This is a genomic window from Streptomyces sp. NPDC020807 (genome assembly GCF_040641575.1).
In the GTDB taxonomy this organism is placed as follows: Bacteria; Actinomycetota; Actinomycetes; order Streptomycetales; family Streptomycetaceae; genus Streptomyces.
Window position 1 is genome coordinate 53,863 of record NZ_JBFADU010000014.1, and the last position, 23,539, is coordinate 77,401.

A 23,539-nucleotide genomic window follows, 5' to 3' on the forward strand; every position below is an offset into this window, starting at 1 on the left:
CGGGCGGACGGCGTCCCGGCGCTACAGCCAGCCGGAGCGCTGCGCCTGAAGCGCCATCTGGAAGCGGCTCGACGCCCCGAGCCTGGCCATCAGGATCTGGATCCGGCGGAACAGCGTCCGCCGGCTGATGCCCAGCTCGCGGGCGATGACCTCGTCGCTCGTGCCGCCCGCCAGGAGCCGCAGCAGACGGCGGTCGGCGGGCGGCAGGCCGCCCGGGCGCGCGGTGTGGCCGTGGAAGGGGAGGGCGCTCTGCCAGGTCTGCTCGAAGAGCGCGATCAGTGCCGAGAGCAGACCGCAGGGCTGCACGACCAGCATCGTGTGGTGGACGTCGACCTCCCGGATCGACAGTGACACGAGCGCGTACGACTCGTCGATGACGACGAGCTTGACCGGAACCGACGGCAGGACGCGCGCCTGCTCGCCGGCCTCGATGCACGGCTCGATCGCCTTCTCCAGGTTCCCCGGCAGCTCCAGGGACTCCCGGGAGTACACGACCCGCTGCGTCACCCCGCGCGCCAGGGTCGCCAGCGCGTCCTCGGTGGCGGTGGCGCCGGGCAGCGGGAAGTACGGCGGGGAGTCCAGCTGCCGGATCTGGCTCCGGGCACTGGCCCACGCCTGGCGCATCCGCAGCCCGATCGCGTCCCCCGTGACCACCTCCACCAGGTGGTCCTTCTCGCTCGCGAGCCGCTGCCGCCGGAACGACTCGAACGCGCCGCCGACCGTGATCCGCGACTCGTCGAGCTCGGCCGCCCGGTGCCTGCCGAGGATCTCCAGACCGGCGGCCGGCGGCACGGGCGCCACGACGTCCCCGGGACCGGCGGCCGCGCTCGCGAGACCGGCGTCGACCAGCGTCCCGTACGCGCTCCACAGGGCGTCCCCGTCAAGATCCGCGGCGGCGCCGACCGCGCTCAGCGGGGCGGGCGCGCGCTCCAGGAGCTCCAGGTAGAGCCGGCCCGCCTCGGGACCGATCCCGAGGAGCCGGAGAGCCTCGCTGAGCTTCGCGTTCGCCATGGTCCGCATTATCGACGGCCCGCCGCCCGGCCGGGAAACGCGGGCCGGATGGCCGATTCGTGCCACTGGCACGTCCGTGCCCCCGGCGGGTCCGGCCGCCAGTACTGTCCGGGTGCCGCCGGGGGGACCGGCGGCCCAGGAACCCACCGAGAAGAAGGTGCATCGCATGGGCAAGGCGAAGGCGCGCAAGAACGGGCTGTACGGCGACATCTCCCCGGAGCTCTCCGCGCTGATGCGGACCGGGTGGGCCGACACCGAGCGCCAGGATCTGGAGCCCGCCGAGCAGGCCCCGTACGCCGCCGCCCGCCGCGCCGCCCTGTCGGCCCTCTTCCCGGGCGAGCGCCTGATCATCCCGTCGGGCAACCTCAAGACCCGGTCGAACGACGACACGTACCCCTTCCGCCCGTACTCCGGTTACGTGCACATGACCGGCGACCAGGCCCGCGACTGCGCCCTCGTGCTCGAACCCCGCGCCGAGGGCGGCCACGACGCCTACTGTTACCAGCTGCCCCGCGACGGCCGCGACGACGACGAGTTCTGGCTCGGCTACCACGCGGAGCTGTGGATGGGCCGCCGCCGCTCCCTCGCCGAGGCCGCGACCGTCCTCGGCGTCGCCACCCGCGACGTCCGCAAGATCACCGAGGATCTGGCCGCCGCCCCCGCCGGTGTCCCGACCCGCATCGTGCGCGGCATCGACCCCGCCCTCGAAGCCGCCGTCACCACCGACGAGGAGCTCGACGAGGAGTTCGAGGGCACGCTGAGCGAGCTGCGCCTCGTCAAGGACGCCTGGGAGATCGGCGAGATGCGCAAGGCCGTGGACTCCACGGTCCGCGGCTTCACCGACTGCGTCGCCGAGCTCTCCCGCGCCATCGCCACCTCCGAGCGCTGGATCGAGGGCACCTTCTTCCGCCGCGCCCGCCTGGAGGGCAACGCCCTCGGCTACGGCTCGATCTGCGCCGCCGGCGAGCACGCCACGATCATGCACTGGACGACCAACGACGGCCCGGTGCGCCCCGGCGAGCTGCTCCTGCTCGACGCCGGTGTCGAGACCACCTCGCTCTACACCGCCGACGTCACCCGCACCCTCCCCATCAACGGCACCTTCAACGAGGTCCAGCGGAAGGTGTACGACGCGGTGTACGAGGCCCAGGAGGCCGGCATCGCCACGGTCAAGCCGGGCGCCTCGTACCGCGACTTCCACGAGGCCTGCCAGCGGAGCATGACCGAGAAGCTCGTCGAGTGGGGCTTCATCGAGGGCCCGGCCGACCGCGCCTACGAGCTCGGTCTCCAGCGGCGCTTCACCCTCGCGGGCACCGGCCACATGCTCGGACTCGACGTCCACGACTGCGCGGACGCGCGGAACTCCGAGTACGTCGACGGTCCCCTCGTGCCCGGCATGGTCCTCACCGTCGAGCCCGGCCTGTACTTCCAGGCCGACGACCTGACGGTGCCGGAGGAGTGGCGCGGCATCGGCGTCCGGATCGAGGACGACCTCGTCGTCACCGAGTCGGGCCACGAGAACCTCTCCGCCGGTCTGCCGCGCACGGCCGACGAGGTCGAGGCGTGGATGGCCGAGTTCGGCGGCTGATCCGACGCGTCGTCCGGTGCCCCCGACCCGCTCAGCGGGCCGGGGGCACCGTGCGTTCGGCGGGCCGGGGGCATCGTGCGTTCTGCTGTCCCGTCCGCCCCAGGGTCCCCCTTGTCATCCCTTAATGAAAACGATTATCGTCTCCCTTGTTCGCGCACACTCAACCATGCCCAAGGGGGGCTTCTTTTGCGTACCTTCACGCGTTCCCTGGCCGTCTCCGGAACCGCCGCCGCCGCGCTCGCCGTCGCCGGTCTCACCGCGGCCCACGCCGCCGGGACCACCCTGTCGACCGGTCACGTCGACGTCCTCGACGTCGAGTACACCGGCACCGGCTTCGAACTGCACGTCCACGACGAGTCGGTGACCCCCGACGTCGAGTACGCCCCGGCCGACGTCACCCTGCGCGCCCTGCCGGCCTCCGCGTACACCGTGCCCACCGGCACCTGCTACAGCCACCTCGGCACCGCGGGCTCCACCGTCTACCGCCTGCCGCAGGTCGAGAACACCGCCCTGCTGTGGCCGGGCATCTCCGGCGAACACCTCGCCACCGGCGTCTTCCAGAGCGACAAGGTGCAGGTCAAGCTCGACTCCGTGAGCGGCCCCGGCAAGCTCACCGTCTACAAGAACGGCATCTGCCCGAAGAGCAACCGCTCCTTCGACAGCGGCGACGCCACGCTCGCCAACACCCGGGCCGTCACCGCCGGCGAGCACGACCACGCCAACTGGGTCTTCACCAAGGCCGGTTCGTACACCGCGACCTTCACGGTGAGCGGCACCCTCGCCAACGGCACCCCGGTCGCGCCCGCCTCCGCCACGTACACCTTCCAGGTCGGCTGACGCCCACCCCTCCATGAACCCCGCGCCGGGGGCGGCCCCGACCCGCCGTTCGAACCGCCCCCGGCGCGGCCGTGGACCCGTCCGTCCGTCCGTACGCCCGAAGGAGCCGCCCCGTCATGCGGGCACGCCTCACACCACCGACCTCGCCCGTCCTCCCGTCCGCCGTACTCGGGGCCGTCCTCGCCCTGGCGGCGGCCGCCCCGGCCGCGCACGCCGCCGACCCGCCGCCGCGCGAGGCGCCCGCCGGAGAGCGGGTCGTCCTGAACGGCGGCCATCTCGACCTGGCGGCCCGACTGATCGACGGACAACTGGAGTTCCGCGTCAAGGACGGGACGGTTCCCGGCACCGCGGTCTGGCGCGAACCCTCGGACGTGCTGCTGCACTTCGACCCGCGCCACGAGATCGTCATCCCGCCGAGGGAGGAGGTCCCGCAGCTGGAGGGGTTCGGCGCACCCGGCGCGAGCCTCTGGGTCGACAAGGACTTCGAGGTGAGGGAAGGGCTGCTCTGGCCCGGCTGGAACACCCTCGACGTCCTGCCCGCGCAGCTCGGCGGCGGGGGAGTGGAGGTCGCCTTCCCGAAGATCGAGGGCCCGGGACGCTTCGTCCTCGGCCAGTGGGAGGACGACCCCGACCTCGGCATCCGCATCGGCGTCACCGTCGACAGCGCCCGGCCGGCGCCGGGCGGCGTGGACCTGCCCGCCTTCACCCACGCCCACCCGCTGTGGATCTTCGACGCGGAGGGCGTCTACCGCATCACCCTCGACATGAGCGCCACCCTGCCGTCCGGGGAGCGGATCTCCGACCGGGAGACGCTGGCGGTCGTGGTGGGCGACGACGTCGACCCGTCGACGGTGGAGCCGGGGGAGGGGACGGCGGGGCCGGAGCCGACGAATCCGACGCCTTCGGTCACGCCCACGCCTACGGCCACGGCCACGCCTTCGGTCACGCCCACGCCTTCGGCCACACCCGCACCCACATCCACGGCGGCGACGCCGACGCCCACCCCCACGTCCTCGTCGGCCGGGCCCACGCCCACTTCCACACCCTCTCCCTCCGCTCCGCGTACGGACACCCCGGCGCCGACCGGGACGCCGAGCCGTACGCCCGCGCCGACGACCGCGGCCACGGCGACGGCGACGCCCACGCGGACGGCCCCGGCGGGGCCGCCCCCGTCGTCGCCGACGGCCCCCCGGACGCAGGCGCCCTCCCCGGTCCAGGCCGCCGGCGGTCAGTTGGCGGCGACCGGCGCCGGGCATCCGGCCCTCCCCGCCGGGCTCGCCATCGGCGCGCTGCTCGCCGGTGCGGGCCTCGTCGTCCTCGTCCGCCGGAAGCGGGCCGTCCGATGAGCGTGACCCGTACCCGTACCCGTACCCGTATCCGTGCCCGTGCTCGTACGCGTTTCCGGGCGGCCGTCCCGGTCCTCGGTGCCGCGCTTCTCCTCGCGGGCTGCGGCGCCGGTCCCGACCGGGGCCCGGACGACAAGGGGGCCGCGCTGACCGTCTCCACGACCACCGCCATCATCGCCGACCTCGTCCGCAACGTCGGCGGCGACCGGGTCGACGTCACCTCCGTCGTGCCGCACCACGGCGACCCGCACTCGTACGAGCCGAGCCCCGGCGACGCGGCCCGGATCGCACGCTCGGAGCTGGTCTTCGGCAACGGACTGCTCCTCGAGGAGCCCGGGATCATGAAGATGATCCACACCAACGCGCCGAAGAAGACGCCGAAGGTCGAGCTCGGCGACCGGCTCGAACAGTACGGCGGGTCCGTCATCAAGCTCACCGAGGACCTCGGGCTCGACGTGCTCTGGCTGGGCTGGGCGGTGGAGGGCGAAGTGGCCGGCGACGGCTCACAGGTCCGCACGACCGCGACGGCGTTGGAAGGCCCCGGCGACCTGCGCGTCTATCTCACGGACACCCTCGGCACGCCCCAGGTCGTCATCGACTCGGCCGACGGCTTCGACGCCCGCGACTCCCTCACCCTCCCGCCCGAGGCGCACACCCACGTCAACTGGGCGTTCAGCAAGCCCGGTACGTACCGGCTCACCGTCCAGGGCCGGACCGAGACGCTCGACGGCACGCCGGCGCCCATCGGCGGCGGGACCGTCACCTTCGTCGTCGGCGGCGCCACCGCGCCCGCCGGGCGGACCGTCCTCGACGGCGGGCACGCCGACATCGCCCTCGACGCGGGGAGCCGCACGGTCAGGGTCCGCTCCGACGACCCGGCGACCGGCCGTCGTGTCCACCGCGACGTGGACGACGTCGTGCTCTCCGTACCCGACCGGGCGCGGGAGAACGTGCCCAAGGAGGAGGCCTACCGCTTCCTCGGCCCTCCGGGCGCACCCCTCTGGGTCCTGCCGCAGGCCGTGATCGGACGGCACGTCCACGGCGACCTCGACCCGCACGCCTGGGAGGACGTCGCGAACGCGGAGGCGTACGTCCGCCGGATCCAGGCCGAGCTGACCAAGGCCGACCCGAAGGGCCGGGCCACGTACGAGCGGAACGCCGCCCGCTACCTGAAGCGTCTCGCGGCGCTCGACGACGAGGTGGCCCGGACGCTCGCGGCCATCCCCGAGCAGCGGCGCAAGCTCATCACCACGCACGACGCCTTCGGCTACCTCGCGCACGCCTACCACCTGGAGATCGCCGGGTTCGTCGTCCCGGTGCCCAGCCGAGAACCCAGCGCCGCCGAGGTCGAGCGGCTGCGCGCCACCATCCGCGAGCAGCGGGTGCCGGCCGTCTTCCTCGAACCCAACCTCGCCGCCCGCGCGGACGTCCTGCGCCGGGTCGCGGAGGACGAGGGCATCGGGATCTGCACGATCTACGGCGACTCCTTCGACGACAAGGTCCACGACTACGTGGCGATGATGCGCCACAACGCGAACGAACTGGCCCGCTGCCTGGGCCGGGAGGGTGGTGGGGCCCGATGAGGCTCGCACGGAACAGCAGGGCCGCCCTCGCGGCGGCGGGGGCGCTGGCCCTCGGCGGCACGGCGCTCACCGTCCCGCCGGAGCCGACAGCGGCACCCGCACCGGTACGGACGCCGTCGGCGGGGGTGCTCGCCCTCGGCGCGGAAGGGGTCGTCGACCTCGGCGACAGCAACCGGATCCCCGGCGAGGAGGGATCGGATCGCTGGGAGTTCAGGCCCGCCTGGGACACGACGGCGCTCCCGTCCGGACCGGCCCCGGTGCGCTGGTCGCTGACCGGGGCGGAGGGGCCGGGGCGGGTGACGGTGTACGGCGAGCCGGGGGTATCGGAGGTCCCGGAGGCTCTGGCGGCCCCGGACGCCCTGGAGGCCCCGGTGGCCCCGGAGGTCCCGGAGGTCCCGGGAGCCGGGACGGCGCCCGCCCCGTGGTTCGACAGTGGCGACGGACTGCCCGACAGCACGGAACTCCCGGGCGAGAGCCGGGGGGAGACCCGCTGGGTCTTCGACGCCCCCGGCGTCTACCGCCTGACGCTCGTGGCGGAGGCCGCCGGGCAGGGCGCGGTCGAGGCGACGTACACGGTGCGCGTCGGGGAACAGCCGCAGGCCGTCGTCCCGTCCCCCACACAGGAACGCACCCGGTCGCCGCTTCCGCCCGCCCGGCGCTTCGACGCCGAAGCCCCCGTAGCGCGAGCGGCCGACGCCGGGGCCGTCGCGGACGCGTCCGCCGACGGACCGGTCAGCACGGAGCCGACCGTGCTCGAACAGGGGCACATCGACATCGCGGCCCGCGTCGTCGGCGGCAAGCTCCAGATCCACGTGAAGGACGGGACGGTGCCGGGCACGTCGGTCTGGCGCGAGCCCTCCTCCCTGGTGCTCCGCGTCCGCCCCGAGGCCCGCAAGGAGATCCCCGCCAACCCGGCCTTCGCCTTCCTCGGGAAGGCGGGCGATCCGGTGTGGCTCCTCGACCAGGTGCAGCGGCCGGAGCTCCTCTGGCCCGGCTGGTCGACGGACGCCATGGCGGCGGGCGCCACCCGGGGCGAGATCGCCTTCTCCCTGGTCAAGGCCGAGGGGCCCGGCAGCTTCGTCCTCTACAACTACGACGGCCTGTCGGGCGCCTCCGTCCGCTTCAACAGCGCCGACGGGGTTCCCGACTCCTTCGGCGTCCCGCAGAACACGCACGCGCACGGCGGATGGGCCTTCGGCAAGGAGGGCGTCTACAGGCTCACCTTCACGATGTCCGGCGAGCTGGCGGACGGGACGAGGACGAGCGACACGGAGACACTGACCTTCGAGGTCGGCTCGACCGGCCCGGCGGCGACGCCGAGCGCGGGCGCAGGCCCGGGAAGCGGGACGGGCGGCGGTTCGGGAGGCGCGACGGGAAGCGGGACGGGAGGCGGCTCGGGCGGCGGTTCCGGCTCCGGTACGAGTACGGGTACGGGCTCCGGTACGAGTACGGGCACGGGCGCGGGGACCGGTTCCGGCACCCGTACCCCTGCCGGCGGCGCCACGCGGCCCCCGACCACCGGCGGCAGCTCCTCGACGGGCACCTCCGGCACCTCGGGAACCCCCGGCACCCCGAGCGCCCGCACCCCCGGCGCCCCCACGACCCCGCCCGCCAAGGGCTCCATGGCCGCCACCGGCGCGGAGTCCACCGCCGTCCTCGCCGGCGCCGCGGCGGCACTCGCCGCCCTCGGCACGGGCGCCGTCGTCCTCACCCGCGGGAGGCGCCGCTCATGAGCGGGAACGACGACCTCCTCCGCGTCCGGTCGGTCTCCGTCGAGCTCGGCGGACGCAAGGCCGTCGACGCGGTCTCCCTCGCCGTGGCCGGCGGGGAACTGGTCGGTCTCCTCGGCCCGAACGGCGCGGGCAAGACCACCCTCCTCCGCGCCGTCCTCGGGCTCCTGAAGCCGGCGGCCGGTTCCGTGGACGCGCGCGGCCCGGTCGGCTACGTGCCCCAACGCCACGAGTTCGCCTGGGACTTCCCCGTCGACGTCGCCGGAGCCGTGCTCAGCGGCCGTACCCGGGCCGTCGGCTGGCTGCGGCGGCCCGGCGCGGCCGACCGGGCGGCGGCGGACGAGGCGCTGGAGCTCGCGGGCCTCGCCGACCTGCGGCGGCGGCCGATCGGCGAGCTGTCGGGCGGCCAGCGGCAGCGCGTCCTGGTGGCGCGGGCCCTCGCCGCCCGGCCCCGGCTGCTCCTCCTCGACGAGCCTTTCACGGGCGTGGACGTCCCGACGCAGGACCTGTTGAACGAACTCTTCGGCCGCCTCGCCGCCGAGGGAAGGGGGTTGCTCATGACGACGCACGACCTGGCCGCCGCCGCCCGCACCTGCACGCGGGTGGTGCTCCTCAACCGGAGCGTCGTGGCGGAGGGGGGTTCCGGACTCCTCTCCGACGCCGAACAGATGCTGAGGGCCTTCGGCCTCCGGCAACCGGACGGCCTCGCGCACGAGGGGGAGCCGGCGGCATGAGCGAGTTCCTCTCCCTCCTCACGGACCCGTGGGCGCTGCCCTTCATGCGCCGCGCGTTCGCCGTCGCCGGGATCGTCGGCCTGGTCTGCGGGGTCGTCGGCGTCTACGTCGTCCTGCGGGGCATGGCGTTCATCGGCGACGCCGTCGCCCACTCGGCGTTCCCCGGGGTCGCCCTCGCGTACGCCTTCGAGGGCAACCTGCTGCTCGGCGGCGCGGCGGCCGGGGTCACGACGGCGGTGCTCATCGCCTTCGTCTCGCAGAACCGGCGCCTGAAGGAGGACACCGTCATCGGCGTCTTCTTCGCCTTCGCCTTCGGGCTCGGCATCGTGCTCGTCTCGACCCGCGACAGCTGGACGACGGACCTGTCCTCGTTCCTCTTCGGGCAGGTCCTCGCCGTCGAGGCGGCGGACGTCTGGCGGGTGGCAGGGATCGGGGCCGTGCTCGTCGCGGTCGTCCTCGCCCTCCGCAAGGAGCTGGTGGCGGTCAGCCTGGACCGAGAGACGGCCCGGGCCTCGGGGCTCCCCGTCCTGGGACTCGACCTGACCCTGTACATCGTGGTGACGGCGACGATCGTGATGTCCCTGGAGGCCGTGGGGAACATCCTCGTCCTCGCGCTGCTCATCACCCCCGCCGCCACCGCCCGGCTGCTCACCGAGCGGCTGTGGACGATGACCCTGCTGGCCTCGCTCTTCGGATGCGCGGGGAGCATGGCGGGGCTGTACGCGAGTTACGCGTACGACCTGGCGGCCGGAGGCTCGGTCGTCGTCGTCCTGACGGCGCTCTTCGTCGTGGTCTGGCTGTTCGCGCCGCGCCACGGCCTGCTGGCCCGGCACCTGGGCCGCCTTCCCTCGTACGTTCGATTCCAGAGCGTCCGGACGGCAGCTCAGGGGTCGCGTATTCACTGATCCAGGTGATGGTGACCGAGGCGAAACGAATTTCCCGCACCGGACGCGTCCACGCTCGTCGGGACACATGGACCCACCCTGTGGAGCGTCCGATGCAGCTGATCCCCCGTCACGACCCGCACCTCGACATCCGCCGGACCGGCGGCCGGACCGTCGCCGCGCTCTGCGGCGAGCTCGACCTCGTCCTGGTGCGGCACCTCAGGCCCGAGCTCGACGCCCTCGTCCGCGAGTCCGAGGAGCTGACCGTCGACATCCGCCGGCTCACCTTCTGCGACGCCACCGGCCTCGGTCTGCTGGCCCACTGCGCCGGGCGGACCCGGGCGCGGGGCGCCCGCTGGCGGCTCGTCTGCGACCAGCCGTGGATCCTCCGCCTGATCCGGCTGACGGACCTCGGGGACCTCCTGCGCCCCGAGGCGGCTCCCGAGGGCCCCGATCCGCGGGGAACGTGAACGTCCGGCCACCGGGCCGGGTTCCTCGCGATACGGTCCCGGCATGCCTGAAGTCCGTCTGACCACGCCGTCCTTCCTCGTGCTCGGCCTCATCGACCAGCTCGGCGAGGCCAGCCCGTACGACGTGAAGGTGGAGGCGGCGCGCACGGTGGCGCCCTTCTGGTCGATGCCGCACGCGCAGGTCTACGCCCAGTGCGACCGGCTCCTGGAGGCCGGTCTGCTCTCGGAGGTCCGGCAGCCCGGCGGCCGCAACCGGCGCCTGATGAAGCTGACGGAGGAGGGCGCGGCCGCGCTGCGGGACTGGCTCGCGGACTCCTCCTTCGTCCCCGTCGAGGCCCGCGAGCGCGGCATCCTCAAGCTCTGGTTCGGCGCGAGTCCGCGCGTCCACGCCCCCGTCCAGATCGACGAGCACCGCGGCACGCTGGCGGGGTACGAGGAACTGGCCGAGAGCGTCGGCGAGTTGCTGACGCGCGGGCAGCGCGAGGCGCTGGAGTTCGGCATCCGGTACGAACGGATGATGGTCGAGTTCTGGGAGTGGGTCGAGGGTCGCGAGCCCTGACCGGCCGAGGGCGGGCCCCGACGGAACTCCCGTTACCGAATCGGATGTTACCGACGGGTTGACCCCGTCCCCGCCCCGCCCTACCTTCCTCCATAGTCCAGACAGGACTATCGCGCGTTCGGAGGGGGAACCACCGTGGGGCGTCCGACAAGCACGAGACGGGGGAGGGCCGCCGTCATCGCCGTGACGGTGGTCTGCCTGGCGTACGCGCCGCTCGCGATGACCGAACTCTGGCCGTACGCGAAGCCCGGCGCGCCCGCCATCGGCGAATGGGTCCTCGGCAAATCCGTGTCGCCCGAGTTCGTCGCCGAGGCCGTGCGGGACCGGATCGGACCGTACAGCCGCAGCCTCGCCCCGCTGGTCGTGCACTCCGTCCTCGGCGGGCTCCTGATGCTCCTCGGCCCGGTCCAGCTGCTGTCGGCGGTCCGCCGACGCGTCGGGCTGCACCGGACCGCCGGGTTCGTCTTCGCCGCGACCGTGTACGTGTCGATGGGCGGCGCCGCGCTCTACCTCGTCCGCACTCCGCCCGAGGACGCCTTCAGCGGGGCCGCGTTCTGGATCGTCCTCGCCACGATCCTGGTCGGGACCCTCGGCAGCGTGAGCTTCGGCGTCCTCGCCGCCGTCCGCGGCCTCCCCGACCTCCACCAGCGCTGGATGCTGCTCTGCTACGGCTTCCTGATGACCGCCCCGCTGCTCCGCCTCGAATGGGGCTTCCTGCCGTCGCTCTACCCCGGGCTGTCCATCCTGGAGATCAACCGGGTCGCGATCATGCACCTCGGCGCCCTCGTGGCCTTCGGCGCGCTGCTCGCCTCCCGCGCGCTCGACCGGCGCACCACCGTCCCCGGCGTCACCGGCACGTGGTGCCCGACGCCCGTCCTCGTCGCCGCCCACCTGGCGGCCGCCGCCGGGCTCGCCTGGACGGCCCGGGCCTTCCTCGACCAGGGGACGGACGGCCGCCGCCTGCTCGTGGCGTACGTCGTCCCGTACGCCCTCGTCCACGGCGTCGTCGCCGTGCGGGCGGTACGCGCGCGTGTACGCGGCGACGCGTGGGCCCGCGAGGAGTGGCGGATCCACCTGACGGCCCTCTGCCTGGCCCCGGCGTTCTCGGCGGTGACGGTTCCCGTGCTGGAGCGGACGATGGGCCTCGACCGCGCGACGGCGCTGACGGCGGGCGTCGGCATCGGCTGCGGCATGCTCGCCTACGCGGCGGTCACGGTCGTCAGCCTGCGCGTCCTGTACGGTCGCGAGCTCCTCAGGCGGGAACACGCGTCGACGGCGTCCGGACCGGCCGTCACCGCCACCGCGGCTGACACCGGGACCGCCACCGCCACCGTCACAGACGCCGACGACGAGGCCGGGGCGGCGGCGGTGGCGGCACCGGGGGACGCCCGGTGAGCGCCGCGGAGCACCCCGTCGCGACCGGTTCCGCGACCGGCTCCTCGACCGCTCACGGCCGCGCACTCGCGCCCGCCGTCGTCCTCCTGAGCGGGATCGTCGGAGGCGTCAGCCTCACCGTCGGCGCGCTGCTCGTCGCAACCAGCCTGTTCGGCCGGGCCGCCGGAGCCTGGGTGTCCGCGGACGCGCTCACGCCGGGGCTCGTCGGCGCGGCGATGGCGGGCGTGGCGCCCGCCCTGTTCACGGTCGGCCGGGCCCGCCGGTGGGTGGAGGTCCGGACCCTGGTCCTGCCGCTCGCCGTCGTCCTCGTCGGTCTCTTCACGGTGAGCCTGCTCAACGCGGGCTCCCTCCAGGCCGTGCGCGGCGGCCCGCTGTTCCTCGCCCTGTTCAGCCTCGGCTGGGTCGCCACGCTCGGTCTCCTCGCGCTCGGCGCGGTCGTGTGCCTCGGCGCCCAGTACCGCAAGCCGTCGGTGCCGGTGCCGGTGCCGACGTCGGTGCCGACCGGAGCCGGAAGTGCGCGCCCCGCCCCCGTACCGCTGCCGGCCTGGTCGAAGCCGCTCCTCGCGGTCCTCGGCTCGGGATGGCTCGGCATCGGCGCCGGCCTCCTCGTCCTCCCCGCGTTCTGGGGCCCGTTGCTGCCCTGGACGGTGAACCGCGCGGACGCGCAGGGCCTCGGCGTGTGGGCGCTCGCGCTCGGCGTCGGCGTCCTCGGATCGCTCGTCGAGGACGACCTGTCCCGCATCCGACCCGCGCTCACGGCCGTCCCGGCGGTCGCGCTGGCGAGCGCCGTCGTCCTGGCCGTCCACGCCGGGGCCGTCGACTGGACGTCGGGGCCGGGCGCGGCCCTCGCGGCCCTGATCACCGGCCTGTTCGCGACGGGCGTCTCGGGCCGCTTGATCCTGGCCCGCACGGAGTCCCGGAAACCGGGCCCTGCCCGGGCGTCCGGCGCCGCAGCGCGACCGTGATCCCGGCGAGCCGCGCGGACGTCGAGGGCGTCGACGGCGCGCGAACCCCGCCCGCTCGACGGCGCACGTGACCCCCAGCCGGACCGGCCACCGGCCGAAACCCCGTGGAACCAGGGCGGTCCGGCGACCATGATGGTCCGATGACCCCGCACACACCGGCTCAGCCCGTGGACGCCCTGATCGTCGTGGACGTGCAGACGGCCTTCGTCACCGGCCCGGGAGCGGTCCCGGCGGCGGACCGGCTCGTCGGGCGGACGGCGGACCTCATCGCGCGAGCGCGCCGGGCGGGGGCGCTCGTCGTCCACCTCCAGAACGACGGACCGCCCGGCGCGGAGGACGAACCCCACACCCCGGGATGGGAGCTGCACCACCGGGTCGAGCGGCGGCTCGGGGAGTCCGTGATCCGCAAGCCCTACGACGACGGCTTCCGCGAGACCCCGCTCGGCACCGTGCTCGCCGACGCGGGAGTACGGGCGGTCGCCGTCTGCGGGGTCATGTCCGAGATGTGCGTGCAGGCCACGGCCCGCACGGCCCTCGACCGCGGCTACCGGGTCGTCGTGCCGCACGACGCCCACGCGACCCAGGACTGCCCGGCGGTCCCGGGAGTCCACGCGGCCGTACCGGCCGCCACGGTCTCGCGGGTCGCCGCGTACGCCCTCGGCAGCGACGCGGAGGTCACCACGGCCGCCGCCGACGTCACCTTCACGGCACCCGGCGCCCGCTGAGGCAGCCCCCCGCGCCGGTCGTCAGCGTCAGTCGTGACGGACCGTGGAAGACCCAGTCGGGCGCGTACTCCACCTCGACCCGGGTCCGCGCGCCCGGGGCGAGCGCCGGAAGCCGGTCCAGGAGCACCCCGAGGCCCGTCTCGGCCTCCGCCCGCGCGAGGCCCGCCCCGGCGCAGTAGTGGATGCCCAGGCCGAACGCGCAGTGCCGGCCGCTGTCCCGGCGTATGTCGAGCACGTCGGGCTCCGGGAAGCACGCCGGGTCGCGGAGCGCCGAGCCGAGGACCAGGTGGAGCCGGTCGCCCCTGCGTATGCTCCGGCCGCCGAGCTCCGCGTCCCGGTGCGCCCAGCGGGTCACCGTCTGGACCGGCGGGTCGTGCCGCAGGAACTCGTCCACGGCACCGGGCAGCAGCCCCGGATCGGCACGGAGTTCGTCGGCGAGCAGCGGCCGCGCGAGCAGCGCCAGGACCGACTTGCCGAGGAGCCCGGTGGTCGTCTCGTGCCCCGCGGTCAGCAGGTGCGTGCAGGTCGCCGCCAACTCCGCCTCACTCAGGAAAGGGTCTTCCGTCCCGGCCCGTGCGAGCGCGGAGAGGAGGTCGCCCCGGTCCTCCGCGCGCCGCGCGGCCAGCTCGCGGCGGAAGAACCCGTCCAGCTCGGCCGCCGCCCGCTCGGCCCCGTCGAGCGCGGCGGCCGTCCGCTCCCCCCGGGTCCCGCCCGCCCCCTGGAGGGCGACCGCCCGGGCACGGAACCACGGCCACCGCTCGGCCTCGACGCCGAGCAGCCCCCCGATGACGAGCAGCGGGTACGGCGCGGCGAACCCCTCCACGAACTCCACCACGGACCGCCGCTCCAGCGGCGCCACCAACTCCTCCGCGATCTCCCGCAGCCGGGGACGCAGCACCGCCACCGCCGCCGGCCCGAGCGGCGGCGCCACCCGCGCGCGCAGCCGGGTGTGCCGGGGAGGGTCGAGGAAGACGAGCCAGTTCTCCACGACCTGGCGCAGCATCGCGTACCCGTCCGGCACGGGCGCCGCCCGCGCGGTGAGCGGGGACCTCCGCCCGTACGCCCGCCCGGCCAGGACGCGGGCCACGTCCGCGTGCCCGAAGACGTACCAGGTGGTGGCGGCCGGACCGCCGGGCGCGCGGACGGCGTGCACCGGGTCCGCCTCCCGGTACCGTCGGTAGACGGGGTACGGGTCGGCCAGGTCGAGCCGCGCCGGGTCGAAGGGCGCCACCCCTCCGGTCCTCATCCGCCCGCCCCGCGCACCAGGTCCGCGACGCGCTGCGGATCGCCCGGGGGAGCGGTGCCGCGCCACGCCACGTGGCCGTCCGGTCGTACGAGGACCAGCGGCCGCTCGTACCGTCGCGCCACCTCCGGATCGTGGCAGCGCCGCACCCGCAGCGGCACCCGGCGCCCGGCGAAGGCCCGGACGAGGCCCTCCGGGACGCCGGTGTCCCCGAACGCCAGCAGGACGAAGCCGTCGCCGAACAGGTCGAGCGTCGACCGGCCGGTCCCCAGCCACGCGTGCGGGGCCCGGACCCCCGGCAGGGTCGTGCGGTTCCACGCGGGCCCCTCGACCTCCTCCGTGCCGCCGTCCGGCGGTCCCTCCGTCTCGCCCGCCACGGCCAGGGACGCGTACCGGTACGCGAAGTGCGTCTCGGGCGCGTCGAACTCGCGGAGCGGCTCGGAGTCCGCGATCTCCCGGGCCAGTTCGGCACGGGCCCGTTCCCCCTCGGGGGTGGCGTCGCGCAGCGCCGCCCGCAGACGGCGGTCCACGGTCCGCCGCAGGTTGCGGTGGCTCTCCTCCAGGCTCCGGACGGCGACCGGCCGGCGTTCGCCCTCGTACGTGTCGAGCAGCCCGGCGCCGCCCCAGCCGGCGAGCTCCGCCGCCAGCTTCCACCCCAGGTCGGCCGCGTCGCCGATGCCCGTCGCGAGGCCGAGACCGCCCGAGGGCGAGAGCGTGTGCGCCGCGTCGCCCGCGAGGAGGACCCGCCCGGCTCGGTAGCGCGAGGCCACCCGGTGCGTCAGGTGCCAGATCCCGTCCGACAGCACCTCGACCGGGACGTCCACGGCCACCGCCCGCCGGACGACCCGCGCGGCCTCGGCGGGTCCGGCCGGGCAGGTCAGCCGGTACAGGTCGCGGCCGTCGATCGCCCGCAGCGGATAGCGCAGGCCGGTCGGGTCCGTGAGGAAGTGGACGAGCGCGGCGCGCGCCCCGAGACGGTCCGCGAGACCGGGCGCCCTGAAGAGGACGTTGCGCAGGGAGCGGGTCCCGTGCCGCTCCGGCATCCCGATCCCGCAGGCCCCGCGCACGGTGGAGGACGCCCCGTCGCAGCCCACGAGGAACCGGGCGTGCACGGTCCGCCGTAACCCCGCGTCGTCGACGAGGACCGCGCTCACCCGGTCCGGCCGCTGCGTGAGGCCCACGAGCCGGGTGCCGAGGCGCACCGGACCCGCGGGGCCCGCCCCGACGCGGTCGGTGAGCAGCGGCGCCAGCCAGTGCTGCGGGCAGACGGCCTCGGGCTCGGGCGTGTACGACGGCAGCGGGCGCCCGCCGGCCGTCCCGAGCCGCAGCCGGTGCAGCTCGTGCTCGCCGACGGCGGTCACCCAGGTGACGTCGAGGGTGTGGTCCGGCGGCCAGCCCGCGTCCCGGATCGCGTCCGCCACGCCCCAGCGGCGGAACGCCTCCATCGCACGCGGCCCGACGGTCGAGACCTTCGGGTGCCCGACCCTGCCGTCCCCTGCCTCCGCCAGGACGAAGTCCACGCCCCGGTGGGCGAGATCGAGACCGAGCGCCAGTCCCACGGGCCCGCCCCCCACGACGAGCACCTCGGTCTCCTGGTCCGGCCTCCGGGCACCGGTGTTCTCCGGCATCGCCTCAGCTCCTCCCCTCGTGGGCGAAGTACTCCGCGTACCACGCCATCAGTTCCGGCACCCGGTCCGGCACCCCCTCGCACTCCCGGGCCATCGCCGCGAGATGCCGGAACCGCATCGCGAAGCCGCGCCGCGCCACGTCGGGACGCGCGATGTACGCGGGCGGCTCCTCCAGTTCGAAGGACGGCCCCGCCGTCCGCCCCCGCCATCCCGACGCCATGGGCATGAGCTGCTCGGCGAGCGGGCGCATCATCCCCGTCATGACGTCGATGGCGGCGTTCATCAGCTTCGACCGGCGCAGACTCGCGTCCGGGCTCTCCCCGAAGTGCTGCACGATCAGCTGGAGCATCATGAAGTAGCAGCGGTTGAAGAGCCGCATGACCTGCCGTGCGTGCGGATCGCGCACGGCCGCACGCCCCGGGTGGCCGGGGTCGAGCGTCGGGTTGCGCAGCGACGGGTACGCCGGGTGCCACGGGGCGCCCTCGCCGTGCGGCCCGTCGGCGCGCTCGGTCATGAGGAGTTCGGAGAGGCGCAGGAAGGTCTCGTGATGGGACTCCGAGCCGGTTCGCTCCGTGTCGAGGATCCCTCCCTCGCCCTGCTCGGTCACGAAGTCGACGGCGAACAGCGCGCTCGACAGGTCGTCGACCTCCAACTGGTAGTCCGGATGGACGGAGTCGACGGCCTCGCCGACGAAGAGGTGGTGCTCGCCGCCGCCGCGGCCCCGCGCCACCGGGAACAGCTCCGGCACCCGGGTCAGGCCCTCGCGGATGCCCGCGTACAACTCGCTCGGCGACCCGAACGGGTTCGCGACGCCGTCCGCCGCCCCCGTGCCGTCCGCCGCCCCGGTGTCGTCCGCGGCCCCGGTCCCGCCCGCGAGCCGCTCCGGCCGTTCGATGGCGACGAACCGCTGGAGGCTCCCGAGGTGCAGCGGCTCCAGGGCGAAGTCCAGGGGGAGCGGCAGCCGTCCGGGGGTGCCGAAGTCGATCTCCGGGACGTGGAACGGCTCGCCCATCGCCATCAGGATGTTGTTGACGACGAGGAAGTGCGTCATCTCCTCCCTGGCCACCTCGAAGAGTCTGTCCCGCACCCCCTTGGCCAGGGTCTCCCCGCCGTCCCCGCAGGCGAGCCGCAGCTGGCGCGGGGTCCACACCCCGCTGCGCACGTACCCGAAGCCGGTGCCGTGCGTGGGCACCGAGTACCCCGCGTACAGGTACTGGAGCGAGGTGGCGAGCTCCACCGTGACCGCCTGCCGGAGCGCGGCGCGCAGCTGGGCCCGCGTGGTGATCTGCGGGTACGACCTGACCGGCGAGGCGACGGCCGCCGGGGGCACGGCGGCGGCCGCGCCCCGCGCGCGCAGGTACTTCAGGAGCAGCCGGGCCCTGGGCAGGGACAGGTCACGGGTCGGGGGCATGTAGTACGTCCGGTCCTTGTTCGCCGGGTCGCACATCTGCCAGACGAGCTTCGCGTACGTCTCCACCTTGCAGCGGTCCGCCAGGCTGAACACCTCGTCGCGCATGAACGGGAACAGCTGCTCGTAGTACGCGAACACCTCGCGGTGCAGCAGCTCGAAGGTCACGTCCTGCTGGAGCACGGCGTCGAGGTGCCAGTCGTCGGGCAGGACGCGGACGTCGGCGGATCCGGCCCATGGCCAGAAGCCCAGGGCGTCGTCGTGGTCGTAGCAGGTCTCCGCGGAGCCCGGAAGCTCCGGGTCGTACGGCGGACGCTCCCCGGGACCGGCGCCGAGCAGCAGCCGGGCGGTGCCCGCCCGTGCGCCGGAGACGGTGAACCAGCCCCTCCCGCGCACGTCCGTGGCGATGCGGCACCAGGCCGGACCCCCGGTCCCGGCGTCGTCCCGGGGCTTCTCCCCGGCGACCCGGCCCGCCCGGAGACGGACGATCCGCAGGTCGCCGCAGCGGGCCTCCGGCGCCGAGGCGACCGGATCGAGCGGGAGGGCACGGGCGTTGGGGAACTGCCGCACCACGACCGTGTCGAGCGGCGCCGGGACACCCCGCACGAGGGTGCGGACGGGGACCTCCACCGCGTACTCGTCCCCGCGCTCGGCGTCCGGGTGCTCCAGGACCAGCGCGGCCTCGTCGGTGACCACGACCTCCTCCCGCTCACGGAGCAGGATCCCGCCGCCCGCACCGCCGGCACCGTCCTCTGCCGCCCCGTCCTCCGCTGCCCCGTGCTCGGCACGCACCAGCACGAGCCCCTCCACCCCGGCCCGCCGCACGCCCTCCTCCGACGCCGCCGGCACGGTCACGACCTCGCCGTCCGCGCCCGCACCGGCCGGCACCACGGCCACCGGCACGCCCGACCGGGCGGTGCGCACCTCCCCGCCGACGGCGGCGCCCCGCCCGTACGGCCAGTGGAAGGACACCCCGGCCGGGGAGACCCGCACGGCGCAGGGCCCCGGCGCGTCCGGGGCCGGCCCCGGGACGAGCAGCCGTCCCGCCGGGTACGTGCGCGGCTCCTCCGGCCGCCAGGGCGCGATCGTCCCCCGCAGCCGCCACACCTCCGGAGCGTCGTCCACACCGGAGGAGTCCGCTGCCCCCGGGGAACTCCCCGAGGCGTCCCCGGCCGTCCGCTCCAGCGTGAACTGGACGAGGATTCCGCCCCCTTCGAGCTCCTCGGCCGCCGCCCGCAGGGCGCGGACGGCGGGGGAGTCCGTCGGACCGGACGGCCAGTCGAGCCCCTCGCCCGCGCCGATCGCGAACTGGTGCAGGGCGCGGCGCACGGGCGCGAACCCCTGCCAGCGGGGCGCCATGAACCCGCCGACGTCCCCGACGCACACGTACCCCGTGTCGTGCGAGCGCCCGTCACGCCCGAACGCGAACCGGCCGGCCATCAGCGTCGCCGTCCACGCCGACGCCGGATCGACGTCGAAGACCCGCGCCCTGTTCACCGTCGTCCCCAGGTACGGGTTGTGGTGCCCCCACAGGTCGACGGCCCGCCCCACGACGGGGTCGTCCCTGTCGACCGCGCCCCCGTCCACCCGCTGGACGCCGGTCACCCGGGCGTCCAGGAGGAAGTGGCCGTTCCCGGAGAAGTGCCCGCCGCGCGCCCCCTGTTCCGCCAGGTGCTCGTGGTACGCCTCGGCGGGCCCGTCCTCCCCGAACGGGCCCACGGGCGACGGCCGCGCGGTGCCGCCCGCCGCGCCCCGGAGGGCCGTGTTCCGGGCCAGGTCGACGAGTCCGCCGCGCGGCCCGGTGGGCAGGCGGGTGACGGCGGAGCCGCCGAAGTACAGCCGGGGCAGGTCGAAGACGCTCATGCCGCCTCCAGCCCGGCCCGCGGTGCCACGGCACGGCTCGGGGCGTGCCGCGCGATCAGGTCCACCGCTTCGAGCGCCGACTCCACCGCCCCCTCGATCCACGCCGGCTCGGTCGCGCAGTGCTCACCCGCGAAGAACATCCGGCGCTGCGGCCGCACGGCCCGCCGCCGTTGCTCCTCGCCCGCGGCGGCGTCCTGGCCCCAGCGGATCGTGCAGCCGCCCTCCGTCCACGGATGCTCGCCCCAGGCGAGACTGGCCACGCCCCGGACCATCCCGCGCCGCAGCAGCTGCGGATGCATCCGTCCCAGCTCCTCGACGACCGTCCGGTGCCGCACGGCGGGAGGCATCCGGCCGAGGTGGTCGGCGTCCTCGCCGATCGTGTAGCTCGCGAGGAGCGCCGCGCCCTGGGCCGGGTCCGCCGCCGGCCCGGCGGAGGCCGACGGGTAGTACGTCTGCCGGATCCGGCCGCCGCTGAACGAGGCACCGCCCCGGATCCCCTCGCGCTCCCAGAACGGCTCGCGGCAGTGCACCGCCACCTTCGTCGCCGGGCAGGAGACGACCTCCCGCACCACGGCGAGCTTGTCCTCGTCGAAGCCGGTGAGGCTGAGGCGCCGCAGGACGGGGAACGGCACGGTGCACAGCACGTAGTCGCAGCGCCGCACGGCCGCCCGGGGGCCGCCCCCGAAGCGCACGAGCACGTGGTCGGCGGCCACCTCGAAGCCCGTCACCCGCTGCCCGAACCAGATCGGCCCACGGACCCGCGCGGCCAGCCGCTGCACCAGCTGGTCCATCCCGCAGGCGAGCCGCACCAGTTGGGGGCTGGTCTCGGTCAGGATGTCGTCGAGGAAGCCGTTCAGCCGGGTCCCGCAGCCCGCCCGGATCCCCGGATGCGCGGCGAACAGTCCGTGGACGTCGATCCGGTCCTTGGCGTGGCCGACGAGGTACGGCGACACGTCGACGTCCTCGACCAGGCCGAGGAGGTGACGGGCCAGGTCGGCCCGCAGCCCGGCGCGCAGCGACGGCGGGGCGACGGCGTCGACGACGGCCGCCAGCCACGCCCCGAAGACCACGGTCTCCTCCCGGTACCCGGCGCCGGGCAGCGAGGCGCGGACGTCCGCGATCAGCGCGCGCGGCGCGTCCCGGAGCCGCACGTGCCCGGCACTGGTCGCGAGGAAGGCGTTCTCCTCGGAGAGCAGGGTGGTGAACGGGCGCACCTGGTCGGCGAGTCCGAGGTGCTCGACGTACCGCATGGTGCGGTGGTGCGCGGTCGGGATCCGCATGGCGCCGAGCTCCACGAACGGGGCGCCCTCGGCGGCCCCGAAGCGGTGCGTGCGGATCCGGCCCCCGAGGCGACGGCTGCCCTCGACGACCTCGACGCGGAACCCGATCCGCTCCAGCTCGTACGCGGCGACGAGTCCGGCCATCCCGGCCCCCACGACGGTCACCGTGCTGTTGGCGCGGGTGCGGCGCCGTCCCCGGAGCGGAAGGTGCTGCTGCGACATGGTCCGAATCCCCCTCGAATCGGTGCCTGTGGTGTCGGGTGTGCCCGGTGCGTCCGAGGTCAGGCGGGACCGGCGGCGAGTGCCGCCAGGTAGGAGCGGAGCAGGGACGTGCGGGCGAGCGGCGCGACCAGGCCGACGTAGCCGTCGGGCCGGACGAGCAGCAGGTCGTCGGGGTGGCCGAGCCGCCGGGCCTCGGCCTCGTTCCACGGGGTCACCGGCAGGACGCGGACCGGCGAGGGGAACCCCTGGCAGGCCACGTGGACGGCGTCGAGCACGCCGGGGCCGGCGCGCCCGGCGCGCAGGACCAGCGTCCACCGGTCGTACCCGAGCAGGGTGTGCAGCCGGAGGGCCGCGGGGCCTTCGCCGGTGGCGAGGGCGACGTCGGGCATCCGCCCGCCGGCGCGCGGCCCCGGCCGTCGGCGGCGGGCGGGCCGGTGCCGGGACAGCGTGCTGTCGGCGTGGTTCCGGCCGAGGTCGCTCAGCCGGAGGTCGAGACGGCGCTGGAAGCCGCGCCGGGCGAGGGCGAAGGGCACGGTGGCGGTGAACGCCCGGTAGCCCAGCGGCGGGAGCGGCAGCTCCATGAAGTTGAAGCGCATCTCGCGGATGTACCGCACGGCCATGTGCCGCTGCTCGTCGCTGTAGGTGTCGAGGAGCGCCTCGCCCGCCTGCCCGTGGTGCACGGCGGCCAGCTTCCAGGCGAGGTTGTGGGCGCCGAGCACCCCGACGTTCATGCCGTGGCCGCCGACCGGGGCCCAGGCGTGGGCCGCGTCGCCGGCGAGCAGCCCGCGCCCGTGGCGGAGCCGGGCGGCGACCCGGTCGCTGAACCGGGCCCGGTTCAGCCAGACCCGCTCGGTCGCGGCGAGCCGCAGACCGGGCATCCGGGCGGTCTCCGCGACCAGGTCGCGGAGCTCGTCGAGGGTGGGCGCGGCGGTGAGCGCGGGGTCGGGGTCGTCGCGGAAGCAGAAGAAGCGGAACCCGCCGCCGGGCAGCGGGAAGACCAGCAGGGAGCGGTGCGGGGCCAGGAAGATGTGGCCCCTGCCGGGCTCCTCGCTGATCCGCCAGGTGGGGTGGGCGTTGCCCTGGACGACCTGGAGCCCCGTGCGGCGGCGCCCCTCGAAGGGGATGCCGAGACGGTCCCTGACCACGCTCGCGGTGCCCTCGCAGCCGACGATCCACGGGGCGACGGCCGACTCGGCCGTGCCGTCCTCGTGCCGCAGGGTGAACTCGGCGCGGTCGTCGTGGACTTTGACGTCGGTCACCTCGGTGTTCCACTCCACCCGGGTGCCGAGCCGGGCGAGCTCCTCGGCGAGGAGGCGCTCGATGTCGTGCTGCTCGATGTTGAGGGGCCGGGCGTGGGCCGACCGGGCCCAGCCGGTGGTGAGTTGGCCGAGGTCGCGGTCGCGGGCGTGGACCGTCACGGTCTCCAGCTCCACGCCGTGCCGGGTGAGGGTCTCGCCGACCCCGAGGGAGTCGAGGGCCTCGCGGGCCCGTGCCCACAGCACCAGGGCCCGCGCCTCGCGTTTGGTCGCGGGCGCCTTGTCGACGATCCGGACCCGCAGGCCGAGCCGGCGCAGGGCGATGGCGAGGGTGAGCCCCACCGGCCCCGCCCCGACGACGCACACGTCCGGCGTCGGCGCTTCCTCGCGCCCGTATCCGTCGCCGTGCCCGGTGTCCCCGGTCCCGTGCCCAGTGTCTCCGGTCCCGTGCCCGGTGTCTTCGGTCCCGTGCCCGGTGTCCTCGTCCGTCCCCACCCGAACCACCCCCCGCTCTCCACATGCAGTCCAGGAGTCCAGGGTGCGGGCGGAAGATCGTCGGCGACAGGGCGTGCACAGGGGCGCGAGGATCACTCCGACCTGCGACGATCACGACGTGTGCATCATGACGTCCGTTTGGGTGACGAGATCGGAATTCGGCCGTCCGTGCCGTGACGGGACGTTTCCGTGGCCGAAACCACGCGCTCGGGAGCGGACGTGGCCCGGAGCGGACGTTCCGTCCCGTCCCACGGGTGATCTTCCGCCCCCCGAGACTGGCGAGTTCTGGACACGGCGAACGGGAATGTGCGCGTGCG

18 protein-coding genes are annotated in these 23,539 nt (G+C 75.0%); 12 read left to right on the forward strand and 6 right to left on the reverse strand.

Annotation, left to right across the window (positions count from 1 at the left end):
- Nucleotides 1–21 precede the first annotated feature (21 nt).
- A complete protein-coding gene (locus AB0G79_RS20880; protein WP_360808484.1) occupies nucleotides 22–1,011 on the reverse strand; it encodes a helix-turn-helix transcriptional regulator in 990 nt (329 codons plus the stop codon).
- Nucleotides 1,012–1,177: 166 nt separating this feature from the next.
- Here AB0G79_RS20880 and AB0G79_RS20885 point away from each other — a divergent pair, with 166 nt between their 5' ends.
- From AB0G79_RS20885 to AB0G79_RS20940, 12 genes are all read left to right on the forward strand, one after another.
- Nucleotides 1,178–2,599 (forward strand): aminopeptidase P family protein, encoded by a 1,422-nt coding sequence (locus tag AB0G79_RS20885; protein ID WP_360808486.1) that lies wholly within the window; start codon nucleotides 1,178–1,180, stop codon nucleotides 2,597–2,599.
- A gap of 186 nt (nucleotides 2,600–2,785) precedes the next feature.
- The gene (locus AB0G79_RS20890) at nucleotides 2,786–3,436 is read left to right on the forward strand and encodes a choice-of-anchor M domain-containing protein (RefSeq protein ID WP_360808488.1); all 651 of its coding nucleotides are present in this window, start codon (nucleotides 2,786–2,788) and stop codon (nucleotides 3,434–3,436) included.
- A 116-nt stretch (nucleotides 3,437–3,552) separates the two neighbouring features.
- Nucleotides 3,553–4,782, forward strand: a complete 1,230-nt coding sequence (locus AB0G79_RS20895; protein ID WP_360808490.1) for a choice-of-anchor M domain-containing protein — start codon at nucleotides 3,553–3,555, stop codon at nucleotides 4,780–4,782.
- Complete coding sequence (locus AB0G79_RS20900) at nucleotides 4,779–6,365, forward strand: anchored repeat ABC transporter, substrate-binding protein (protein WP_360808492.1); 1,587 nt, start codon at nucleotides 4,779–4,781, stop codon at nucleotides 6,363–6,365. Before AB0G79_RS20895 ends, AB0G79_RS20900 begins: the two co-directional genes overlap by 4 nt.
- Nucleotides 6,362–8,098: a choice-of-anchor M domain-containing protein gene (locus tag AB0G79_RS20905; RefSeq protein ID WP_360808494.1), complete on the forward strand. Its 1,737-nt coding sequence runs from the start codon at nucleotides 6,362–6,364 to the stop codon at nucleotides 8,096–8,098. The genes AB0G79_RS20900 and AB0G79_RS20905 overlap by 4 nt, the downstream gene beginning before the upstream one ends.
- Nucleotides 8,095–8,829, forward strand: coding sequence for an anchored repeat-type ABC transporter ATP-binding subunit (locus AB0G79_RS20910; protein WP_360808496.1), 735 nt, complete (start codon nucleotides 8,095–8,097; stop codon nucleotides 8,827–8,829). The genes AB0G79_RS20905 and AB0G79_RS20910 overlap by 4 nt, the downstream gene beginning before the upstream one ends.
- Nucleotides 8,826–9,734: an anchored repeat-type ABC transporter permease subunit gene (locus AB0G79_RS20915; RefSeq protein ID WP_360808498.1), complete on the forward strand. Its 909-nt coding sequence runs from the start codon at nucleotides 8,826–8,828 to the stop codon at nucleotides 9,732–9,734. The genes AB0G79_RS20910 and AB0G79_RS20915 overlap by 4 nt, the downstream gene beginning before the upstream one ends.
- Nucleotides 9,735–9,826: 92 nt before the next feature.
- Nucleotides 9,827–10,183 (forward strand): STAS domain-containing protein, encoded by a 357-nt coding sequence (locus AB0G79_RS20920; protein ID WP_360808500.1) that lies wholly within the window; start codon nucleotides 9,827–9,829, stop codon nucleotides 10,181–10,183.
- Between the two features lie 43 nt (nucleotides 10,184–10,226).
- The gene (locus tag AB0G79_RS20925) at nucleotides 10,227–10,742 is read left to right on the forward strand and encodes a helix-turn-helix transcriptional regulator (RefSeq protein WP_360808502.1); all 516 of its coding nucleotides are present in this window, start codon (nucleotides 10,227–10,229) and stop codon (nucleotides 10,740–10,742) included.
- Between the two features lie 135 nt (nucleotides 10,743–10,877).
- Nucleotides 10,878–12,137 carry a DUF2306 domain-containing protein gene (locus AB0G79_RS20930; RefSeq protein WP_360808504.1) on the forward strand — a complete coding sequence of 420 codons (1,260 nt, stop codon included), beginning with the start codon at nucleotides 10,878–10,880 and terminating at the stop codon, nucleotides 12,135–12,137.
- Nucleotides 12,134–13,102 (forward strand): hypothetical protein, encoded by a 969-nt coding sequence (locus AB0G79_RS20935; protein ID WP_360808506.1) that lies wholly within the window; start codon nucleotides 12,134–12,136, stop codon nucleotides 13,100–13,102. The genes AB0G79_RS20930 and AB0G79_RS20935 overlap by 4 nt, the downstream gene beginning before the upstream one ends.
- 140 nt (nucleotides 13,103–13,242) lie before the next feature.
- Nucleotides 13,243–13,827 carry an isochorismatase family protein gene (locus AB0G79_RS20940; RefSeq protein ID WP_360808508.1) on the forward strand — a complete coding sequence of 195 codons (585 nt, stop codon included), beginning with the start codon at nucleotides 13,243–13,245 and terminating at the stop codon, nucleotides 13,825–13,827.
- On the opposite strand, the gene AB0G79_RS20945 is transcribed toward AB0G79_RS20940, so the two are convergent.
- The 5 genes from AB0G79_RS20945 to AB0G79_RS20965 are packed head-to-tail and all read right to left on the reverse strand — an operon-like array spanning nucleotide 13,805 to nucleotide 23,222.
- Nucleotides 13,805–15,058 (reverse strand): cytochrome P450, encoded by a 1,254-nt coding sequence (locus tag AB0G79_RS20945; protein ID WP_360808510.1) that lies wholly within the window; start codon nucleotides 15,056–15,058, stop codon nucleotides 13,805–13,807. The genes AB0G79_RS20940 and AB0G79_RS20945 overlap by 23 nt on opposite strands.
- Nucleotides 15,059–15,069: 11 nt before the next feature.
- Nucleotides 15,070–16,698 (reverse strand): FAD-dependent monooxygenase, encoded by a 1,629-nt coding sequence (locus AB0G79_RS20950; protein WP_360808512.1) that lies wholly within the window; start codon nucleotides 16,696–16,698, stop codon nucleotides 15,070–15,072.
- A 4-nt stretch (nucleotides 16,699–16,702) separates the two neighbouring features.
- Nucleotides 16,703–19,969 (reverse strand): ferritin-like domain-containing protein, encoded by a 3,267-nt coding sequence (locus tag AB0G79_RS20955; protein ID WP_360808514.1) that lies wholly within the window; start codon nucleotides 19,967–19,969, stop codon nucleotides 16,703–16,705.
- Nucleotides 19,966–21,471, reverse strand: coding sequence for an NAD(P)/FAD-dependent oxidoreductase (locus AB0G79_RS20960; protein WP_360808516.1), 1,506 nt, complete (start codon nucleotides 21,469–21,471; stop codon nucleotides 19,966–19,968). Before AB0G79_RS20960 ends, AB0G79_RS20955 begins: the two co-directional genes overlap by 4 nt.
- Before the next feature lie 59 nt (nucleotides 21,472–21,530).
- On the reverse strand, nucleotides 21,531–23,222 hold the full coding sequence (locus AB0G79_RS20965; protein WP_360808518.1) for an FAD-dependent monooxygenase: 1,692 nt from the start codon (nucleotides 23,220–23,222) through the stop codon (nucleotides 21,531–21,533).
- Between the last annotated feature and the right edge of the window lie 317 nt (nucleotides 23,223–23,539).

Bases quoted from the DNA above. Each gene is read 5' to 3' on its own strand.
- AB0G79_RS20880 (WP_360808484.1), bottom strand. From the start codon at position 1,011: ATGGCGAACGCGAAGCTCAGCGAGGCTCTCCGGCTCCTCGGGATCGGT.
- AB0G79_RS20885 (WP_360808486.1), top strand. From the start codon at position 1,178: ATGGGCAAGGCGAAGGCGCGCAAGAACGGGCTGTACGGCGACATCTCC.
- AB0G79_RS20895 (WP_360808490.1), top strand. From the start codon at position 3,553: ATGCGGGCACGCCTCACACCACCGACCTCGCCCGTCCTCCCGTCCGCC.
- AB0G79_RS20900 (WP_360808492.1), top strand. From the start codon at position 4,779: ATGAGCGTGACCCGTACCCGTACCCGTACCCGTATCCGTGCCCGTGCT.
- AB0G79_RS20905 (WP_360808494.1), top strand. From the start codon at position 6,362: ATGAGGCTCGCACGGAACAGCAGGGCCGCCCTCGCGGCGGCGGGGGCG.
- AB0G79_RS20910 (WP_360808496.1), top strand. From the start codon at position 8,095: ATGAGCGGGAACGACGACCTCCTCCGCGTCCGGTCGGTCTCCGTCGAG.
- AB0G79_RS20915 (WP_360808498.1), top strand. From the start codon at position 8,826: ATGAGCGAGTTCCTCTCCCTCCTCACGGACCCGTGGGCGCTGCCCTTC.
- AB0G79_RS20920 (WP_360808500.1), top strand. From the start codon at position 9,827: ATGCAGCTGATCCCCCGTCACGACCCGCACCTCGACATCCGCCGGACC.
- AB0G79_RS20925 (WP_360808502.1), top strand. From the start codon at position 10,227: ATGCCTGAAGTCCGTCTGACCACGCCGTCCTTCCTCGTGCTCGGCCTC.
- AB0G79_RS20940 (WP_360808508.1), top strand. From the start codon at position 13,243: ATGACCCCGCACACACCGGCTCAGCCCGTGGACGCCCTGATCGTCGTG.
- AB0G79_RS20950 (WP_360808512.1), bottom strand. From the start codon at position 16,698: ATGCCGGAGAACACCGGTGCCCGGAGGCCGGACCAGGAGACCGAGGTG.
- AB0G79_RS20955 (WP_360808514.1), bottom strand. From the start codon at position 19,969: ATGAGCGTCTTCGACCTGCCCCGGCTGTACTTCGGCGGCTCCGCCGTC.
- AB0G79_RS20960 (WP_360808516.1), bottom strand. From the start codon at position 21,471: ATGTCGCAGCAGCACCTTCCGCTCCGGGGACGGCGCCGCACCCGCGCC.